We start from the raw sequence: 19270 nt of genomic DNA, 5'->3' as shown, positions 1-19270 counted from the left end.
TGGTGTGGTTGTTCCCCACAAATAGGCGATAACGCAGCATCAATACCAAACAGGCGCTGCCCGAAGGGTTCTGCCTAGGGGCGATTTACTCTTTGTTGCTCGATTTTTACTTAACCCACTAGGTTACAAACCTCGCGCCGCGATTAAACCGCCCCTAGTTTGAACAAATTATAATCCGCAAAGGTCAATAGACCCTAGTTTATTTGCGTGCTTTTTCAGCAGTGTAAATACGCTGCGTTTTATTAAGCCAAAGCACATAACGACAACACAGTAACGATAAGTAAATAGTCGCGTAGTTTAACTTATTCGCCTTACTTAAGCATCATTTAGCTGATTTTATCCTTGCTTAACACTTTATGAACAAGGTAAAACGTGTTTATATAGCGGGTAATATTTAACAATAAAAAAGGATGAAAACATGAATGCTTTTAGGCTATTTATTGCCTTGGTAGGCTGCATTGTTTTATTGCCTGCAAGTTATGCAGAGCAAGGATATCAAACCCCTTCACCGGCGCTTGCGGCATTAGTCGATGCTAAGTTAGCACCAACTAGCTCTTTATCAAATGATGGTCAATGGCTTGCTCTGTTTGAACGCAAGCGTGTTGTGTCGCTTGATGAGCTGGCCAAAGAAGAATTTAAGCTTGCGGGAATTAAGCTTAATCCTGCTAACTTTTCACGCTCACGGGTAAGTGCAAAGTACAGCGCGTTAGAGCTTAAGCATGTTCAAAGTGGAACAGTAATAAACGTTAATAATTTGCCTCAGGGGATTATTCGCTCGCCGCGTTGGTCAGCAAATAGCGAACATTTAGCGTTTATTGTTGAACAACCGGATAACGCACGGCTTTGGATTTATAACGTTAAAACCAAACAAGCTAAGCAGTTAAGTGAGCTTGCACTTAATTCAGTATTAACCGCTACACCTTATCAGTGGTTACCCGATAGCACGGCGATTGTGGCTAATTTAGCGGTAAACTTAGACAAACCAAGATTAACTAATGATACTCAAAGCACAGTGCCGGTTATTCAACAAAGTACTGGCGAAAAAGCCCCAGCAAGGACTTATCAAAACTTATTGACCAGCCCGTTTGATGAAGCACAATTTAAATTTTATGGTCAAGGTCAATTAGCGTATATCACGCTTGATGGTAAAGCACAGCCGATTGGCCGTGCCGGTTTATTTAAATCGTTTTCAATTTCGCCTGACTCAACCAATATTTTAGTCGCGACCATCGACGAGCCATTTTCGTATCAAGTCCCTTACAGTCGTTTTGCAACTACATGGCAAATATGGGGAATGCGTGGCTATGCATTAGTAGAGCTGGCAAAGCAACCCCTTGCCGACAACATTCCACAAGGCTACGACAGTGTACGCACCGGTCGTCGTGATTTTGAATGGCGAGCAGATCAAGGTGCTGAAGTCATATGGGCCGAGGCACAAGATGGCGGTGATATGAAAACTGAGGTTGAATATCATGACTACCTTTACAGTTTACGAGCGCCATTTAAACGCGACCCTAAATTATTTGCCAAAGTAGAGCGTCGTTTTGCGGGTATACAATGGGGCGATGACAACATTGCCATGCTAAGTGATTGGCGTTTTAGTGACCGACAAGTGCGCACTTATGTAATTCAACCACGTAATGCCGATAGTAACCGCGTGTTATTTTCAGAGCGCAGTTATAACGATGCCTATAAAGATCCAGGGAGTGCAATTTACGAGCGTAACGATTTAGGTGTTAGCGTAATAAAAGTTGTTGGCGGACGTTACATCTACTTACGTGGCGATGGCGCATCTGAGCAAGGAAACATTCCTTTTTTAGATCAGTACGATGTTAAAACGAATAGCACCAAACGTTTATGGCAATCAGCAGCGCCTTATTACGAGCGTGTGCGTGCATTGTTAGATGATGAAGGCACAAAATTCATTACTATTCGTGAGTCTAAATCGCAGCAGCCAAACTTTTTTATTCGCGATTTAGATAAAGGCTCGCTAACACAGCTTACTCAGTTTGAGCATCCTTACCCTGCATTTAAAGGCGTAACCAAAGAGCAACTACGTTATACCCGTGATGACGGTGTTGAGCTTTCAGGTACGCTTTATTTACCACCAGGGTATGACAAAACACAAGGGCCATTACCAGTATTGATGTGGGCATATCCACTTGAATATAAAGATAAAGCAGTTGCATCACAAGTGCGTGAATCAGAATACGAATTTACCTACATAGGTTACTGGGGCCCTATGCCTTATCTTGCGAAAGGGATTGCGGTGTTTGACGATCCTAAAATGCCGATTGTAGGCGTTGATGGCAGTGAGCCAAATGATCACTTTAGAAAACAGCTGGTTTCTAGCGCTAAAGCAGCGGTTGATGTACTGGTTGAAAAGGGCATTGCCGATAAAGATAACATTGCTATTGCAGGGCATTCGTATGGTGCGTTTATGGTGGCTAATTTATTAGCACATAGCGATTTATTTAAGGCAGGTATTGCCCGCAGTGGTGCGTATAACCGCACATTAACGCCGTTTGGTTTTCAGGGTGAAGAACGTGATTTTTGGCAAGCACAAAGTGTGTACGCAAACATGTCGCCGTTTTTCCATGCTGAAAAAATTAACGAACCTATGTTAATGATCCACGGTCAAGAGGACCCTAATTCGGGCACTTTCCCAATGCAAAGTGAGCGTATGTATGCTGCACTTAAAGGCTTGGGTAAAGAAGCGCGTTTAGTGATGCTTCCTTACGAAGCTCATGGCTACCGTGCCCGTAAAAGCTTATTACATGTACTGTGGGAGCAAGAGCAATGGCTTGATAAGTACTTGTTAAAGGATAATGTTGAACCAGTTGATATGGACGAACAACCCATTCAATAGTGTATTATGCCGTGAGATTAAGAATATCCCCTCTCAATCTCACGGCACTTTGCGCCGAGTTATAGGCTTCGAGCTTCGAGTATCGGGCTTAGAACCTCAGGCTAAGCTCGGTGCTCTTAACCCTATCCTCGAAGCCGTTATTTCTACCTTACTGATAGTTGTTTTATCTTTCACCTTTGGCTTTTTTCCTTTACCCTTTCATTCATAATTAACACTATTTTTTAATCTATTGCGAGCTTTAAATGATTGATGTAGCTGCACTTGCGGTATTTATTCCTACCTTCTTTTTTGTATCAATTACACCCGGTATGTGTATGACACTGGCCATGACCTTAGGCATGAGTATTGGCGTGCGACGAACTTTATGGATGATGATAGGTGAACTACTCGGTGTAGCAACAGTTGCGGTAGCCGCGGTGCTTGGTGTAGCCAGTGTTATGCTTAATTACCCCAGTGCATTTGATATTTTAAAATGGCTAGGTGGCGCTTATTTAGTCTACATTGGCATTAATATGTGGCGTGCAAAAGGAAAAATGTCGGTTGATACGCATAACACAACAGCCGTGAGCCGATATTCATTATTTTCACAGGGGTTTGTAACCGCCATTGCCAATCCAAAGGGATGGGCGTTTATGATTTCCTTATTACCTCCTTTTATTAACGTGCAATACAGTGTTGCGCCGCAATTAGCGGTGCTGGTGGCCATTATTTTGCTCTCAGAGTTTATCTGTATGATGATTTACGCAACAGGTGGTAAAAGCCTGCGGTTATTTTTAACTAAAGGCAATAACATCAAGTGGATGAACCGAATTGCGGGGAGTTTAATGGTGCTAGTAGGAGTTTGGTTAGCTTTGGATTAAAAAAGAGCCCGAGGCTCTTTTTTATTTTGAGCATACAAAACTGCTAACCTTTTAATCTGAGTATGCGTGACTTTACAGCGCTATTCAAAAACGGCGCAGTACGGCTTTTAGTAGATTGCGCAACCTCTTCAGGTTTACCTTGTGCAACTATTACCCCGCCTTCGTCGCCGGCTCCTGGGCCAATATCAATAACCCAATCACTGTTACTGGCTACTTGCATATCGTGCTCAACCATAATGACGGTGTTGCCCGCATCAACTAAGCCATTTAACTGCGCCATTAGCATTGCTACATCTTTAGGGTGCAGGCCAGTGGTTGGCTCATCTAAAATATAAAGCGTATCGCCACGCTGTGTACGCTGTAACTCGGTGGCAAGTTTAATGCGCTGGGCTTCACCGCCCGAAAGCTCAGTAGCAGGTTGGCCTAAACGTAAATAGCCAAGGCCCACTTGTAGCAGCGCATTTAGCGCACGTAAAATGGCGGGTTCATCGGCAAAAAAGGTATGCGCAGACTCAACAGTTAAATTAAGTACATCGGCAATGGTTTTATCTTTATAGGTAATTTCGAGTGTTTTTTGGTTGTAGCGCTTGGCGTTACACACAGGGCAGGGCGAATACACGCTAGGCAAAAATAACAGCTCCACGCTTACAAAGCCTACGCCTTCGCAATTTTCACAGCGACCTTTTTTAACATTAAACGAAAAACGACCGGCATCGTACTTACGCGCTTTTGCCTCTTTGGTATTGGCAAACAGTTTACGTACGTGATCGAATAAGCCCGTGTAAGTTGCAAGGTTTGAACGAGGTGTGCGGCCAATGGCTTTTTGATCAACCGTTACCAGGCGCTTTATGTGTTCACTGCCGTGAGTTATTTGCCCGCCGGTTGTTATATCAATCTCTTGCTCGAGTAGCTCGGCTTCATCGGTAGGTACTTGTGGCTGCGATTTTTGCCCTAGTGCATCGTAAACCAATTCAACAAGTGCTTGGCTTACTAAGCTTGATTTACCTGAGCCTGATACCCCTGTAACACTTGTAATAACCCCAAGCGGAAATTCTACATTAAGTTTTTGTAAGTTATTACGCTCAACATTTTTAAGCGTTAGCCATGCTTTTGCTGGGCGTTGTTTACGTTGTATGTGAGTTTGTTGCGCTTCGATATTTTTAAATAAATACTGGCTCGTGTGTGAGCTGCTAATTTGCTTTAAGCCTTCAACTGGGCCGCTATAAACAATATTACCGCCATGGGAGCCCGCATTTGGCCCTACATCGACCACCCAATCAGCATGGCGAATAACACTTACGTCGTGCTCAACCACAAACACTGAGTTACCAGCGGCTATTAGCTCATCTAATGCCGCTAACAAGGCTTGTGTATCGGCAGGGTGTAAGCCTGCAGAGGGTTCGTCTAGCACATACACTACACCAAATAATTTTGAGCGAATTTGTGTTGCAAGCCTTAAGCGTTGTAATTCACCTGGCGATAACGATGGGGTGGTGCGTTCAAGCGATAAATACCCTAAACCAAGTTTGGTAAGTGCTTCAACGCGTTTAAGAATGTCGCCCGCTATACGCTTTGCAACTATGGCTTTTTCGGGGTTTGCAGCGTTACTTTTAGCGGGATTATTAGCAGCAAACCTTAGCTTATCTGCCAGCTCATTGAGTGTTAGCTGCGAAATTTCGCCTATATCAAGACCAGCTACTTTAACCGATAACGACTCTTTTTTGAGTTTTTTTCCTTCGCACTGCGGGCACTGTGATATTTGCATATACTGCGATACGCGCTTTTTAGTACGTGGGCTTTGAGTGCTCGCAAACGACTGTAAAACAAAACGTTTAGCACTTGTAAATGTACCCATGTAGCTAGGGCTTTCTTCATTTTTAATTGCCGCTTGTGTTTGCTCAAGTGTGTACTCAGGAAACACGGGCACTGTAGGTGTTTCGTCTGTAAATAAAATCCAATCACGGGCTTTTTTAGGCAGGGTATTCCACGGTTTATTAATATCGTAGCCTAAAGAGGTAAGAATACGGCTTAGGTTTTTACCTTGCCAAGCAGGCGGCCATGCTGCAATGGCGCGCTCTTTAATTGATTTAGTGGGATCGGGCACTAGTAGCTTTTCGGTGACGTTAAAAACGCGGCCAATACCATGGCACTCTGGGCAGGCGCCTTGTGGCGTATTGGGCGAAAACGCATCGGCGTAAAGTATGCCTTGCCCTTTGGGGTATTCGCCTGCGCGTGAGTAGAGCATTCGCAGCGCGTTAGATATAGTGGTTACACTACCCACCGATGAACGTACCGAGGGTGCACCACGCTGCTGCTGCAGTGCGACCGCTGGTGGCAGGCCTTCGATCGAATCTACATCAGGCTCGTCTACCTGATCAATTAATCTGCGTGCATAAGGTGAAACCGAGTCAAGATAACGATGTTGCGATTCGGCAAATAATGTTCCAAAGGCAAGCGATGATTTACCCGAGCCCGATATACCGGTAAACACCACAAGTGAATTACGGGGCAGGTTTACATCCACATCTTTTAAGTTATGAACACGTGCGCCTCTTACTTGAATGCTGTGCTCTGGGTTTAATAAAGCCGATTGTATCTTATTAACCTCATGTGACTTTTTAGGTGTGGTTGCCATGTAATGTATACTCCTGTGTAATAATCCTGTGTTTATTAATGTTCTGTAAAGTATTAATAATAATGCAGTCTTACTGAATGAGCGCTTAGCTATATGCTTGTTTTGCGTTTACATAACAGAAAAACTGCAAGTATAAATTCTAACCAAAGGCAACAATATTAAATGACTGAACCGAATTGCGGGGAGTTTAATGGTGCTAGTAGGAGTTTGGCTTGCAATTAGTTAACTATAAACAAGCCTTAACCTGAACTTAGGTTATTTAAATAGCTGAAAATGATGCGTTAAGTGCTTTAATTGCAGCTTTTGTTTTTGCTGCTAACGTGTCGCGTGCAGGCGTTAGAGCAAATACATCGTAATGGGGAAGTTGCCAATCAGTGCATATTTCTAAAAGTTCTCCTGTAGCTAAGAAATTGCGTACTTCAGGCTCAGGCAAAATAGCATAGCCTAACTCGTCGAGAACAAATTGAATCACAGTTTGCATATTATTAATGGTAATACGCGCTTTTGGTAGTGTTGTACTTACGCCGCGAGTAAGGTGCGTAAGCGTCGGATCAACAGCTATATGCGCAATGCGGTTATGCGCTTTTAGGTCATCCAGTGTGATTTTTGGCTGCTGTGCTAGTGCATGATTTTTATGAACACACAGTATTAATGGCCAACTAGCGAGCTGGCGTGCAATTAAGTTTGAGTCTTCGAGAGGGCCAATCGCCAGCACTAAATCTATACCTGTTCTGATCATATCAATGGGCTCGTCAGAAAGCGTTAAGTGCACATCTATATCATTAAATTGGCTAATTAAATGCTTTACAGGCTCACTTAGTAACCCACCTCCAAAACCAACAGGGGCTGCTAGTTTTAATTGCCCACTCGGGCAATTTTGTAAATGCTGTAATTGTTCTGATGTAGCTGTTGCAACGGCAAGCATTTGTAAACAACTTTGATAATAAAGTTCACCCGCCTCGGTAAGCGTTAATTCTCGAGGGCTGCGATTAAATAAACTCAAACCTACATCTTGCTCTATTTGTTTTATTTGCTGGCTAATTGCAGAGGTTGTCATTAAAAGGTCTGCGGCAGCTTTACTCATACTTCCCGTTTGCACAGTGCGAACAAATATATTCAGGGTTTTAGTTAACTTATCACTCATACCGTTAAGCCTTACTTAAATTAGCTTTAATAAAAATAGCGTTGTGAGAAAGGGAACTTCTCACTATTATCGCAAACGCTAATTATTATCATTTACATGCTAAATGTCACGGAGAAATATCATGAACACGGTAAGTTGTAAGTTAAGGCCGGTAACTGCATTTATTTTAAGTACTTTTGCAATTGCTAACCCTGCTTTTGCTGATGAAAAAAAACAAGATATGGAAGTAATGGTTGTCACTGCTTCTGGTTACGAACAAATGCTCAAAGAGGCACCTGCAAGTATTAGCGTTATCGACAGAGCGCAGCTAGAAAAACGCTTTTATCGTGACTTAACCGACGCAATGGCTGATATTCCGGGTGTAATAGTGACCGGCGGAGGTGACAGAAAAGATATTAGCTTGCGTGGTATGGCAAGCCAATACACGCTCATTCTTATCGATGGACAACGCCAAAGTTCAAGAGAAACACGGCCAAATAGTGATGGCCCGGGCGTAGAAGGTGCTTGGACGCCGCCAATTTCTGCGATTGAGCGTATTGAAGTAATACGAGGGCCGATGTCTTCATTGTATGGCTCTGATGCAATTGGTGGTGTGATCAACATTATTACCCGTAAAGCGCCAGAGCAGTGGTATGGAGAACTGCGTTTAGACAGCACCATTCAAGAGCAAAGTCAGTCAGGTGATATAAACCAAGCCAACTTTTTCACTTCTGGAGGCATTATTCCAGATCTATTGGGCGTGCAGTTATACGGTCAATTTTCAAAGCGAAATGAAGATGATTTTACAGCTGGATTTCGAGGCAAAGAACAAAGTAATGTAAAAGCTAAGTTCACATTAACACCTAATGATAGTCACGAATTAATGTTTGAACTTGGCTCGGCAAAACAAACATTAGATGAAACACTTGGTAAAACAGTTGCCGAACTTGCCCCAGGAGAAAGCTGTGGTCGACGTGGCTGCCCTAAATCAGCAACTACTGAGTATGAGCAACAAACATACTCTATGTCACACAATGGTTTTTATGACTTTGGCTCGTCGCGTAGTTACATTAAATACGATAAGTTTGATAATAACTCACGTGAAATGTTTGTCGAAAATACCGACATTCAAACGACATGGAGTTTACCGCTTTATAGCAATCATAACTCTACGTTTGGTGCGACCTATTTAAAAGAGTCATTGGATGATTATACAAGCAATAAAATTAGCGACTTAACCCATGTAGAAAACGAGCAATGGTCTGTTTTTGGTGAAAACGAATGGGTAGCAACGGATGACTTTAAGCTCACCGCAGGCCTACGTTACGATCATGATGGCAATTTTGCAGGTCACTGGAGCCCACGTTTGTATGGTGTTTATAGCGCATCTAAAGCGATCACTATTAAAGGCGGCATATCAACCGGTTTCCGTGCGCCAAATATTCGCCAATCTACCGCCCAATGGGGACAAGTGAGTCGTGGCGGTAATATTTATGGTAACCCTGACTTAAAGCCTGAGCAATCAGTTAACTATGAAATGGGTGTTTACTATGATTCTGGACGCGATTTGAGCATATCGACAACCGTTTTTTATAATGAATTTGATGACAAAATAACCCGTATAGCATGCCCTTTAACGCAGTGCACAGATGGCCCAAATCAGTTCGGCTCCATGCCAACTACGTACATTAATGTGGATGAAGCAATAACCCAAGGTGTTGAGCTATCAGTAGATTACGATATTTCAACTGAGATTGATGTGAGTGCCAGTTATACCTACACCGATTCAGAGCAAAAAACCGGTGAATATAAGGGGAGCCCACTTAATCAGCTACCAAAACATAGTTTACAAACATCTTTAAATTGGCGTCCAACAGATAAGTTAGGCGGATGGTTACGTGTGCAATATCGTGGAGAAGAAAGCCAGCCTACCACAGGGCCTTCACAAAGCAGTTTAATTGCTCCTGATTATACCATTGCCAATTTAGGTGCTAATTATCAGCTAAGTGACAGCGTTAAACTTGGTGCTGGAATTTACAACTTGCTTGATAAAGAGATCACAGAGCAAGAGTACGGTTATGTTGAAGATGGCCGTCGCTATTGGGCGTCTTTGGTTTGGCAGTTCTAAACACTTTTTAATAATATAAAGTATACGAGTACGCTAAACCGTGCTCGTTTTTTGGTTTTATCCAGGGTCTGTTGACCTTTGCGGATTAAAATTTGTTCAAACTAGGGGCGGTTTAATCACGGCGCGAGGTTTGTAACCTAGTGGACTAAGTAAAAACCGAGCAAAGCTTCCGCGTCCTGCTCACGCCCCTTACCTACATCCATGTAGGCAACAAAGAGTAAATCGCCCCTAGACAGAACCCAAAGGGCAGCGCCTGTTTGGCATTGATGCTGCGTTATCACCTATTTATGGGGAATAACCACACCACATAGGCTCTGCCTTACCTAAATACCAAACAGACTGCTGCAAATTTAACCTTGAAAAGTCAACAGACCCTAGGCTCTTGTTCAATAATGTTTAAAAAGCAAAAAAGGCGGTTGGCTTTTTAGCTGTAGTCGCTTATTCTAGCTGCGTAATTTAGTCATTAAATGTAACTTTAAAGTTTACTAATAATTTATAACTTTCTTCAATCCCCAAAGGTATGCCTCGTTTGAACCACATAGCAAAACAAAAAGCCAACCCTGTATTTTTAGTAGGTGTCGTTTGAAAATACCTAAACGCTTACAGCCATTAGTTGATGATGGTTTTATTGATGAAGTGATCAGCCGGTTAATGAGCGGTAAAGAGGCCGATGTATTTGTGGTGGCCTGTGGCGATGACATTCGCTGCGCTAAAGTATACAAAGAGGCCAGTAAGCGCAGTTTTAAAAAGGCAGCACAGTACCAAGAAGGGCGAAAAGTACGTGGTGGCCGCCAAGCCCGTGCTATGGGTAAACGTTCAAGCTACGGCCGCCAATTAGAAGAAGAAATTTGGCAAAATGCCGAGGTTGACGCGCTGTCGCGTTTATCTTCAGCGGGTGTTCGGGTACCGCAAACTTACGGCTGCATTGACGGTGTTTTGTTAATGGAACTTGTAAGTGATGATGAAGGCGATGTTGCACCTCAGCTTGGTGCAGTTGATTTAACCGAACAACAAGCCATTGAGCAACATACATTAATGATGCATTACATCAAATTAATGCTGTGCGCTGGGATTATTCATGGTGATTTATCGGAGTTTAATGTACTTGTTGATAGCAACGGCCCAGTAATTATTGATTTACCCCAAGCGGTTAATGCCTCTGCTAATAATAGCGCCGAAGCCATGTTTGCCCGCGACGTTAATAATATGCGCCGTTATTATGGCCAATTTGCACCGGCGTTATTACACACGCAATACGCCAAAGAAATGTGGGCACTGTTTGCAGATGCTAACTTAACCCCGCACTCAGTGCTAAGTGGTGAATTTGAGGATGACAGCGAAGCGGCAGATGTAGACTCAGTACTTGACGAAATTCAAGCCGCTTTTGATGAAGAGCAAGAACGTAAAGAACGCATCCGCGACGCCGACGAGCAATAATCCTTAATTTACGTGCTGAGTTTTATATAGTTTTAACTATTAGATCAAAACTTAGCATGTAGGTATGAGCCATAAGGGATGAGTTTAGCTCGTCACTGCAAAATCTAAGTTAGTTCTGTCATTACTATCAACGGGAACCGACAGGTGTGCATTTAACTAAAAGCAGCTTGATACTATCCATTAATTAAATGCCATTGAGTCTGCAAACACATTTTCATTATCAGTGTAATAGTTGATAAATTCTTCCTCATTAAAATCACATTTATAAAAAAAGACGTTGTGACGGTCTTTTTATTATTTATGGTTATTTCGAATTCAGCCTGTGATGCTTTATTAAATAAAACACTACACTTAGTATTTAAGCCTAACGAATAAACTTTCCCATCAATTTCGATACTGTTGTTGCCTAAAGTAATTTCATTGGGAGTTGTTAATAAATGCAAAAAGTAATAGGGCCCTGTTAAATAGAAAAAAGGAGAAACAAACAAAGCAGCCTTTATTTTTACAGACTCAGAGTCATGTAAGTAATAGGTAGAGATCATGGATATTATTGAGAACAAAACAACCATAACAAAATTTGGAGAGAGCCAGTTTTTGGTAAATTTAAATATCATCTTCGATCGCAGAGGTAAGAGTGACGGTCGACTCAATAATTTAAGCTAACAGAAACTAAGGCTCCAAATTTGTGGCCTATCTTATTAAATTAACAATGGTATTTCTACATTTAAGCGCCTGAAAAAAATATGCACTTCGCCCATTCCCTTGCGTTTACCTGCCAATCTTTTTGACCAGGTTATTATGGTATCGTACAAAGCCCACCTTGTCGTATTTTCGACAACTTTTTAAGCATAAACGAGAGAGTCCTGAATAACTAAAGTTGACACTTTTGCGAAGTTAGACAAAGAGCGAGAAGCTGTTAGTCAGAGTTTTTCTGTGTGACGTGAAGTTTTGCTCGCTTGACTATCAGCTTGTTGGCGGTTTTTTCAATCTATTCTTAAAAGTTTTTTTGTTGTTATTTTTGAGTAGTTATCGTTTAATAACATGATGTTTTTTAAAGATAACTATTAGCGAATCTTCACCTCTTTAGTGAAAGCTAATGTCGGACCACACATAAGGAAATAGGTATAAAATGGACACTACAATACGAAAAGCTGAATCAACCGATATCGCTGCAATAAAAATGCTGTGGCAGTTTTACCAATATCATCAGAGTATATTTGACTTAGAAGATGTTGGTTCAGATGGTTGCTATGATATTGATGAAGAATATTTAGAATGTGTAGTGCGTGGTGAGGAAGACTGCATTATTTATCTTGTACTCGTTTCTAACCAAATTGCAGGTTTTGCTACCGTAGAACCAACTGAGATCGTTGGCAAAGAAATACCTGAGTTGGCTGATATTTTTATTCTACCCAAATATCGAAAACAAGGCATTGCCAAATTTGTTATTCAAAACTTGATGCCTGTTGAAACAAATCAGTGGCATGTAGCAGTTCATTTAAACGATAGTTCAGCGTTGAAATTTTGGAATAGTTTGTTTGCTAAATTAAACGTTGCGCGTGTTGATAATGTTGATCCTCCTGAAACAGAAGGCTACCACGAGTTTGTCATCACAAATAACTAGCAAGATTACAACGTCTTCTTCGCTTAAGTAAAATTTGGTAAAGAGCGAAAAGCAGCCATTGAGATTGGCTAAATATCGTCGTTAATTGATTGGTTAAACAGCTCTTTGCGTATATATTCATGAAAATGAGCGCTGCGCGCATATTGGTTCATTTAACTTTGCTTTAAGATAATAGAAAGCAATGTGATAGTAATACCCTAGGGAATTTGTTAAAACTACATAAAGTAGGTAAATGAGCGTTATATCGGCAGAAATATGCGCGATGAGCGCACTATTAAATTGTTATGCAACCTATAAACTTGGGTGTTAATATCACAAAAAGGAATTAAATTTTTGAAAAAGTTGTACTCCAAATTATCTGAATTTTGTTTAAACAAATATATTAGACTTTTTTCTGATGGTTTTTTGTTAGTTGCTACTGGTTATTTAATGCTAAAAAAAGCATTTGATTTCTCTATTTCAGGCTGGTTATTAAACAACGTATTACATCAAAATGGCGTTAATGTTTATATAACGATTTCAGCCACAGTATTAATAATTTCTTTTATTTTAAAGTTATTATCAATGCTATTTGAACAATTCCCTCCTGCGAAACATTCCACAGTTGAACCAGAAGAAATATCAGATTGTATCTCTGTAATGAATAAAGAAATACTCGGTCATATTAAAAAGTGTTGTGTCGAACCTGTAGATGTCACTCGCTTAAATGAACAGCATGCTTTTGAAGTCAATATGCGCGTAATTACAGAAGCTCTTGCTGAGCACATAAGAAAGTCAATTGACTCAATTAATATCAAAAGAAAGGACTTGTTTTTATCTGTTTACCGTTATGACAAATCGGATGAGAAATTGATCTATGAACTTCATTATGATCACAAAAGGGATTTAGTTAAATCTAAAGAGATTGATATAAACGATCCTAAGTTTGCAAGTTATGAAAGTGTTAAATGTTTTACAGAGGGTAAAAATACAAGCTATGTTCATAATAATAAATCATATTCCAAAGGGAGTTCAAAAAGGTATAAAACAATACAGCACTATCTAGGATGTAAGCTTGAAACTAATGGTGAAGTTGTAGGCTTCTTAAATATCGAATTTCATAATAATTCTGTTTTCTCTGATGAGGAATCAATGCAAGATTTTATGGAAGAGAGTATTTATACTTTTAAGTTATTATATGAATATCAATATTTGAAGCATGAGTTTTTCAATAAATTTTGTAATTTCGAAGCTAATTGGAGAGTAGCATGAGTACAGTGACTAAGTCAGAGAACACAAAACTATTCCGTGAAGCTGAAATGTTAAGGAAAAGCATACAGTCAGAAATACATAGTTCAGTTAGAAATGAACCAGACAATGTTGAAACTTTAAATAAAAAAACTAGCAAAGCTGAAGAGTTGCATAACAAGCCACTCAAGCAGGACAAATAACAGTTGGTTTTTGCTCGTGCCTCGCTTATTTTAACCAACTGTCATTTGCCTCTTAGTGGGGCGTTAGCAATACAACAAACGGGGTTTCGCCAAATGAAGGGTCTACAAAAACTAGCTGGTATCGCAGCAATTTTCCAAGGGCTTATTTACATAGCAGCCTTTGTGTATTTTGGGGCTTTTTGGTCATATCCGGTTGATGGTAGTCCAGTCGAAAAAATGACTTACATGGCAGAAAATCAACTTCTATTTTCAATGATCTATTTTCTGATGTACGTGGTGTTTGGCATTTTTCTGGCCATACTCGTTATTGGTATGTATAAGAGGCTTAAATATAAAGTTAATCCCTTAATTACTATTGGATCTCTATTCGGGGGCATTTGGGTCGGTCTGGTGATCGCAAGTGGAATGATTTCGAATATCGGGCTTGATCATGCAATCGATCTGATGGATGCAAATCCAGAAAAAGCCCTTGATATGTGGATAATCGTTTCAGTGATAACAGAAAGTATAGGTGGTGGAAATGAATTAGTTGGCGGACTTTGGGTTCTATTGATTAGCGTAGCAGCAATACAAGAGGGCAGATTACCCCGGTCACTTAACTATCTCGGATATTTTGTAGGCATAGCGGGCATTGCAACGGTTTATCCTGACAAACTATTTACTGAAATATTTGGCGTATCACAAATTGTTTGGTTTATTTGGTTGGGTATATGTTTACTAACCGAGGAAAATGCTAACAAATCAATCCAGCAGACCGCTAACGCGTCGGCTGATTGAGGCGTTAAGTGTTCAAGGGGGAAACATGGTCAAAGCTACTTGTCATTGCGGTAATATCGTTATAACAGCAGACATGCTACTAGAATCTATTACCAGTTGTAATTGTTCAATGTGTTACCGGCTGGGTGCTCTTTGGGCTTATTACACAGTCGATCAAGTTGATATTAAAGTAAAATCAGAGGCTACTGTTCATTTGTGGGGTAGCAAAGTTCGCTCATATCATTCTTGCACTTTTTGTGGTTGCACGACTCACTACACACAAAAAAGAGATGACGGTACAAATAGGGTCGCAATCAACACCAGAATGGCTACTCCTGAGCTATTTAAGTCTGTTAATGTTAGGTTTTTCGATGGTGCTGATACCTTTAAATATGTTGATCAATAGGGCACTTAACAAGAGTCTAAGGTTACGACAGTCCGCTCATGGCTGTGAGTTCAACTGGTGAATGCAACGCTATCCTTGTATTAATTGAGGCGCTCATCTTCAACTTAACTTATAGTCGAAATTAGAGTGTTGATTTAACGTGCTTAATTCGGTTTAATATCAGGCAATAAATATGCTTAGTAATGCAGGGACGACTTAGGGCAGCGCATTTTATTAACGTGGCCTAATTAGGGCATTAAAACCTTCCCTTTATAAACTAAAGCCCATTGTATGAATAGTTCCCACGCTGACACCCAAACTGGTAGTACTTCGGTTAATATGTGCCAAGGAAAGCTCATTGAAAAAATTAAGATTTATACTCGTTCTACTTACAGCAGTTTTCCTTATAGGTATGATCATACCAGATGACATTGTTATTCCTGTTGAGGGTGCAACACCCAATGATTGGAACCATAATACTTTTTGGTATGAGCCATGGGGAAGCTCTGTGGTCCATAAAGGGATTGATATATTTGGTAAAAAAGGGACTACCACACGTTCTTCTAGCAAAGGCTTAGTCATTTATACGGGCACAGTACGTAAAGGCGGGAATGTAGTGGCAGTATTAGGGCCTAAATGGCGTATTCACTATTACGCGCATATGGACAGTTACTCTGTTACAACGGGTACTGTTGTTAAGGCTGGCTCAGTTATTGGTGTTTTGGGGGATTCAGGTAATGCCCAGGGAAAACAACCGCATATTCATTATTCAATCTTATCAATAATTCCAATTCCTTGGTTAGCTACAACACAGACTCAGGGTTGGAAAAGAATGTTTTTTTTAAATCCTCACGAAATGTTTATATAAGCTGTATTGAAAAAATGTATTTAAGATAAATACCAATATGAACCTCATTCACAAGTAAGATGCGGTCAAACTATTTACATTAGCGATTAATATCAAGGAGAGTATATGCCTCATTTTATAATGGACTGTTCTGAAAGTGTTTTTGGGGAACATGATGAGGAATACATTATTGAACAAATTCATTTTGTAGCTCACGCTACAGGTTTATTCGACGAAGGTGATATAAAAGTCAGAATAAATCCATTTAATACTTTCTCTGTGGGGAATAAGCGTGAAGACTTTATTCATGTGTTTGCCCATATAATGCAAGGAAGAACAACAGAGCAAAAAGCGAACCTCTCACGAGCAATTGTTAGTAAGCTTGTTGCTTTATTTCCTGAAATTTCTAACATTGCAATGAATATTAGTGATTTTGAAAAAGCGACATATTGCAATCGCACGATGCTTTAGCCAGCTATTATCTGTTATTTAATACAGTTTTGGATGTTTATAAGACGTATGAGTAATTCTCAATTACAAAAAATAATATCTCTTTATACTGCTTTTGTTTTTATACCTACGTTATTGCTTTATTTGATTTATAGTATATTTGGTTGGGTTGTATTTTCACTTACATTAAACCCTATTTTGGGCTATTTTTTGCTGGGTGGTGCATATGGTTTATGGTCACTACATTCATTAATAAAAACGATGAAAAATTTAACGGTATTAAAGCATCCTATCATTGTGAAACTTGGATTGTTATTAGGTTGTAGTTTTTGTCCTGTTGTTTTAACAACGGCTGAATTTAGTACGATGAAACCACAAGAGTTTATTTTTATATATATTATTATTGCACCCTTTATAGCGACTTTTCATTTATTTTATTTCATAATAAACAGTCGACTAGCGCCTCTTGAGGATACTTTAACGAAACTATTTCTCAGTGGGCTTTATTAAACAAGGAGAACACAGGTATGGAACCAAATTACTCAGAATATTCAATTTCAGAGCTAGAAGAGTCATTACGTGCCATCGATCAAGAAGCGTATCCTGAAAGAACAAATGAACTAAAGAAAGAGTTAAATAATCGCCTTGAAAATCCAACAACGAGTCATGAAGTAGAGGATGGTTTTGAGGCGAATGAACAATTTTATAAATGTCCTCATTGTGAAGAAAAAATTGGATTTTTTTCTAAAGCGCTACAAAGTTGGAGCAAGATAAGAGAGTGCCCACAATGCAAAAAACCATTTGCAGTAACCTTTAATGTAAAAGTGTTTTTCGTTGCGCTTTTACCTATGGTTATTTTTAATTATTTTATGATAAAACCTGTTTTAGGATCACTGGGATTAAGTAAGTCCATTGGTTTGGGTATAGTTTGTGGTGTGTTAATTATTATATCAACCCGCTTGATCAGAGTTCGTGAATCCATCCGGTAACTTTAAAATTAATCACAATGAACTACCCGTCCACGTAACATTTGTTGTTATTTCATTAAACCTATAACTCCTTCATTAACTAAATAAGCCTGCGCTTCATCTGTATGGGGTTTAAACTTTTTCCAGCGGCCTATGGCTTTATTGTTAAGCGGTTGGCGCACTTGCATTTTGCTAGCGGTTGATACCGGTGCGGTGTTTAAATGAAAATCAAGGCACTGTGGTTGCCAGTCTAAGTCGCAATAGCTCACCAATTCTTTTATTTTTTGCTCCGGTGCGGCGATGAGCTCTTCGTATTTTACTAGTTTAATATTGCTGTGCAGGGCGCTGAAGTGCTGCATCAGTTTATAAAAGCGGCTGTAAAATTTAGCGGTGTCGAGTAAGTCTAAGGAGTACGCGTAGTAGGGGTTATTAATAGTAAATAGCTGACGATAGTTACCAATACAGGTGTCCATGGGGTCGCGAAGTAGGCAAATTATTTTGGCGTTTGGCAGGGCTTTGGTAATTAAATCAATATAAAAAAAGTTAAACGGTAATTTATCAATAAAGTGTTTATGGCTACCGGTAACTACACGGGTCGCCTCAAGGTAAGTACTGCCAAGTTTTGCAAAATCAAGCTGGTAAGCTTGGCTTAAGGTATCTGTGTCGAGTACTTGAGGCGTGGGTGTTTGGCTAAGTTTTTTTACACTTAGGCCAAAGTCTTGCAGCTCGCCCGCTGATTGTACGTCGCTGTGGCTTGATAAAATGCGCTCAACTAAGGTGGTGCCAGAGCGCGGCATGCCTAATACAAAAATTGGCTCACTGCTTTGGTTGCCAGCTGTTTGTTGGTTTTTGTATTTATCACTGAGCTGTTTTATATGTGAAAATAAAGCCTCAGACGCTTGATTATCAAACGCCTTATTAGCGTGTTTTGCTTTTTTACCTTGTTGTAATGCATTAAAGGCCGCTGAAAACTCTCCTAGGTCTTGATATTCTTTTGCGAGCGCATGACCTATATGCAGTTTAGCGTCGGGATGATTGACCTGTGTAAATACGTTTTTTAATCGCGCTATGTGGTTGTTTTGCTCAGTGACTTTAGTTAAATCAGCTAAAGCAAAATGACTTTGATGATGAAGCGGATTCAGTGCAATGGCATTTTCAAACGCGTGCTGCGCCTTTTCAAACTGGCCTAAAAATTTAGCACATACCCCATAGTTATAATAAAACTGCGGCTGACGAGTATTACTCGCTTCAGCCAAACTTAACGCGTATTTAAAATAGTCAGCAGCATGCTGATGTAAACCCGCTTGGGTTATTGCGACGCCTAATGTATCGGCATCAAGTGCTTTACTAATATGTTCAAGCTTAACGCTGAGTGCGGTGCTTTTCGCTTTTTGTAAATCGCCAGTAAGGGCGTAACACTTGGCAAGTTGCGCTGTATATTCAATAGACTTAGTAAAGCTTAATGCTTTTTCAATTAGCTTTATTGCTTTATAAATTTGGCCAACCTGTAAATTAACCATGGCGAGTAAAAAGTAGCCATCAGCAAAGTCAGGCTGCTGTGTCACTAGCTCAACCAGTGCTTTATGCGCTTGCTGAATGTTGCCTTGGTTTAAGTTGTTTATAGCGCTTTGGTGTAGTTGCTTTAAGTTTGGCTGCATGAATACTCTTATAAATAATGTACTTACAAATAAAAAGGCTCAAAATTAATTTGAGCCTTTTTATTGTACTTAAACTTATCGTTTAATTATATTTCAAACT

General features: G+C 40.1%; 15 protein-coding genes and 1 pseudogene. 13 read left to right on the top strand and 3 right to left on the bottom strand.

Translation table 11 applies throughout. The annotated features are described in order from the left end of the window. The first annotated feature begins 418 nt into the window (after positions 1–418). The gene (locus QL984_RS04595) at positions 419–2869 is read left to right on the top strand and encodes a prolyl oligopeptidase family serine peptidase (protein WP_290172036.1); all 2451 of its coding nucleotides are present in this window, start codon (positions 419–421) and stop codon (positions 2867–2869) included. A 242-nt stretch (positions 2870–3111) separates the two neighbouring features. Continuing rightward, on the top strand, positions 3112–3729 hold the full coding sequence (locus QL984_RS04590; protein WP_290172035.1) for a LysE family translocator: 618 nt from the start codon (positions 3112–3114) through the stop codon (positions 3727–3729). Positions 3730–3772: 43 nt separating this feature from the next. On the opposite strand, the gene uvrA is transcribed toward QL984_RS04590, so the two are convergent. After that, the gene (gene uvrA, locus QL984_RS04585; protein ID WP_058155845.1) at positions 3773–6364 is read right to left on the bottom strand and encodes an excinuclease ABC subunit UvrA; all 2592 of its coding nucleotides are present in this window, start codon (positions 6362–6364) and stop codon (positions 3773–3775) included. Positions 6365–6503: 139 nt separating this feature from the next. Here uvrA and QL984_RS04580 point away from each other — a divergent pair. After that, a pseudogene (locus QL984_RS04580) lies at positions 6504–6590 on the top strand (LysE family translocator); the annotation flags it as partial. Positions 6591–6623: 33 nt separating this feature from the next. Here the strand turns inward: QL984_RS04580 and QL984_RS04575 are convergent. Continuing rightward, a complete protein-coding gene (locus tag QL984_RS04575; RefSeq protein WP_290172034.1) occupies positions 6624–7508 on the bottom strand; it encodes a LysR family transcriptional regulator in 885 nt (294 codons plus the stop codon). Between the two features lie 121 nt (positions 7509–7629). Here QL984_RS04575 and QL984_RS04570 point away from each other — a divergent pair, with 121 nt between their 5' ends. The 10 genes from QL984_RS04570 to QL984_RS04525 all read left to right on the top strand — a co-directional run bounded on the left by QL984_RS04570 (position 7630) and on the right by QL984_RS04525 (position 17533). Then, positions 7630–9615: a ligand-gated channel protein gene (locus QL984_RS04570; protein WP_290172033.1), complete on the top strand. Its 1986-nt coding sequence runs from the start codon at positions 7630–7632 to the stop codon at positions 9613–9615. A 582-nt stretch (positions 9616–10197) separates the two neighbouring features. Beyond that, positions 10198–11052 carry a PA4780 family RIO1-like protein kinase gene (locus QL984_RS04565; RefSeq protein WP_198522764.1) on the top strand — a complete coding sequence of 285 codons (855 nt, stop codon included), beginning with the start codon at positions 10198–10200 and terminating at the stop codon, positions 11050–11052. A 1129-nt stretch (positions 11053–12181) separates the two neighbouring features. Beyond that, entirely contained in the window at positions 12182–12676 is a 495-nt protein-coding gene (locus QL984_RS04560; RefSeq protein ID WP_290172032.1) for a GNAT family N-acetyltransferase, read from the top strand. Positions 12677–13009: 333 nt separating this feature from the next. Continuing rightward, positions 13010–13927 (top strand): hypothetical protein, encoded by a 918-nt coding sequence (locus QL984_RS04555; RefSeq protein WP_290172031.1) that lies wholly within the window; start codon positions 13010–13012, stop codon positions 13925–13927. Then, positions 13924–14106: a hypothetical protein gene (locus tag QL984_RS04550; RefSeq protein WP_290172030.1), complete on the top strand. Its 183-nt coding sequence runs from the start codon at positions 13924–13926 to the stop codon at positions 14104–14106. The genes QL984_RS04555 and QL984_RS04550 overlap by 4 nt, the downstream gene beginning before the upstream one ends. 93 nt (positions 14107–14199) lie before the next feature. Continuing rightward, positions 14200–14883, top strand: a complete 684-nt coding sequence (locus QL984_RS04545; protein ID WP_290171331.1) for a DUF4386 family protein — start codon at positions 14200–14202, stop codon at positions 14881–14883. A 776-nt stretch (positions 14884–15659) separates the two neighbouring features. Beyond that, the gene (locus QL984_RS04540; protein WP_290172029.1) at positions 15660–16115 is read left to right on the top strand and encodes a M23 family metallopeptidase; all 456 of its coding nucleotides are present in this window, start codon (positions 15660–15662) and stop codon (positions 16113–16115) included. A gap of 105 nt (positions 16116–16220) precedes the next feature. Beyond that, complete coding sequence (locus QL984_RS04535; RefSeq protein WP_178957411.1) at positions 16221–16565, top strand: 5-carboxymethyl-2-hydroxymuconate Delta-isomerase; 345 nt, start codon at positions 16221–16223, stop codon at positions 16563–16565. Between the two features lie 48 nt (positions 16566–16613). Next, positions 16614–17054, top strand: coding sequence for a hypothetical protein (locus QL984_RS04530; RefSeq protein ID WP_290172027.1), 441 nt, complete (start codon positions 16614–16616; stop codon positions 17052–17054). A 17-nt stretch (positions 17055–17071) separates the two neighbouring features. Continuing rightward, a complete protein-coding gene (locus tag QL984_RS04525) occupies positions 17072–17533 on the top strand; it encodes a hypothetical protein (protein WP_138570164.1) in 462 nt (153 codons plus the stop codon). A gap of 47 nt (positions 17534–17580) precedes the next feature. Here QL984_RS04525 and QL984_RS04520 read toward each other — a convergent pair whose 3' ends face one another. Then, positions 17581–19170 (bottom strand): tetratricopeptide repeat-containing sulfotransferase family protein, encoded by a 1590-nt coding sequence (locus QL984_RS04520; RefSeq protein ID WP_290172025.1) that lies wholly within the window; start codon positions 19168–19170, stop codon positions 17581–17583. Positions 19171–19270 lie beyond the last annotated feature (100 nt).

It is taken from the genome of Pseudoalteromonas sp. APC 3495 (assembly GCF_030407645.1).
In the GTDB taxonomy this organism is placed as follows: Bacteria; Pseudomonadota; Gammaproteobacteria; order Enterobacterales; family Alteromonadaceae; genus Pseudoalteromonas; species Pseudoalteromonas tetraodonis.
The sequence above is the reverse complement of the archived record's forward strand: the minus strand, read 5'-3'. Positions and strand labels throughout refer to the sequence as shown.

Coding starts and splice junctions, on each gene's coding strand:
- QL984_RS04535 (WP_178957411.1), top strand. CDS start 16,221: ATGCCTCATTTTATAATGGACTGTTCTGAAAGTGTTTTTGGGGAACAT.
- QL984_RS04590 (WP_290172035.1), top strand. CDS start 3,112: ATGATTGATGTAGCTGCACTTGCGGTATTTATTCCTACCTTCTTTTTT.
- QL984_RS04575 (WP_290172034.1), bottom strand. CDS start 7,508: ATGAGTGATAAGTTAACTAAAACCCTGAATATATTTGTTCGCACTGTG.
- QL984_RS04540 (WP_290172029.1), top strand. CDS start 15,660: ATGATCATACCAGATGACATTGTTATTCCTGTTGAGGGTGCAACACCC.
- QL984_RS04530 (WP_290172027.1), top strand. CDS start 16,614: ATGAGTAATTCTCAATTACAAAAAATAATATCTCTTTATACTGCTTTT.
- QL984_RS04525 (WP_138570164.1), top strand. CDS start 17,072: ATGGAACCAAATTACTCAGAATATTCAATTTCAGAGCTAGAAGAGTCA.
- QL984_RS04520 (WP_290172025.1), bottom strand. CDS start 19,170: ATGCAGCCAAACTTAAAGCAACTACACCAAAGCGCTATAAACAACTTA.
- QL984_RS04595 (WP_290172036.1), top strand. CDS start 419: ATGAATGCTTTTAGGCTATTTATTGCCTTGGTAGGCTGCATTGTTTTA.
- uvrA (WP_058155845.1), bottom strand. CDS start 6,364: ATGGCAACCACACCTAAAAAGTCACATGAGGTTAATAAGATACAATCG.
- QL984_RS04570 (WP_290172033.1), top strand. CDS start 7,630: ATGAACACGGTAAGTTGTAAGTTAAGGCCGGTAACTGCATTTATTTTA.
- QL984_RS04560 (WP_290172032.1), top strand. CDS start 12,182: ATGGACACTACAATACGAAAAGCTGAATCAACCGATATCGCTGCAATA.
- QL984_RS04550 (WP_290172030.1), top strand. CDS start 13,924: ATGAGTACAGTGACTAAGTCAGAGAACACAAAACTATTCCGTGAAGCT.
- QL984_RS04545 (WP_290171331.1), top strand. CDS start 14,200: ATGAAGGGTCTACAAAAACTAGCTGGTATCGCAGCAATTTTCCAAGGG.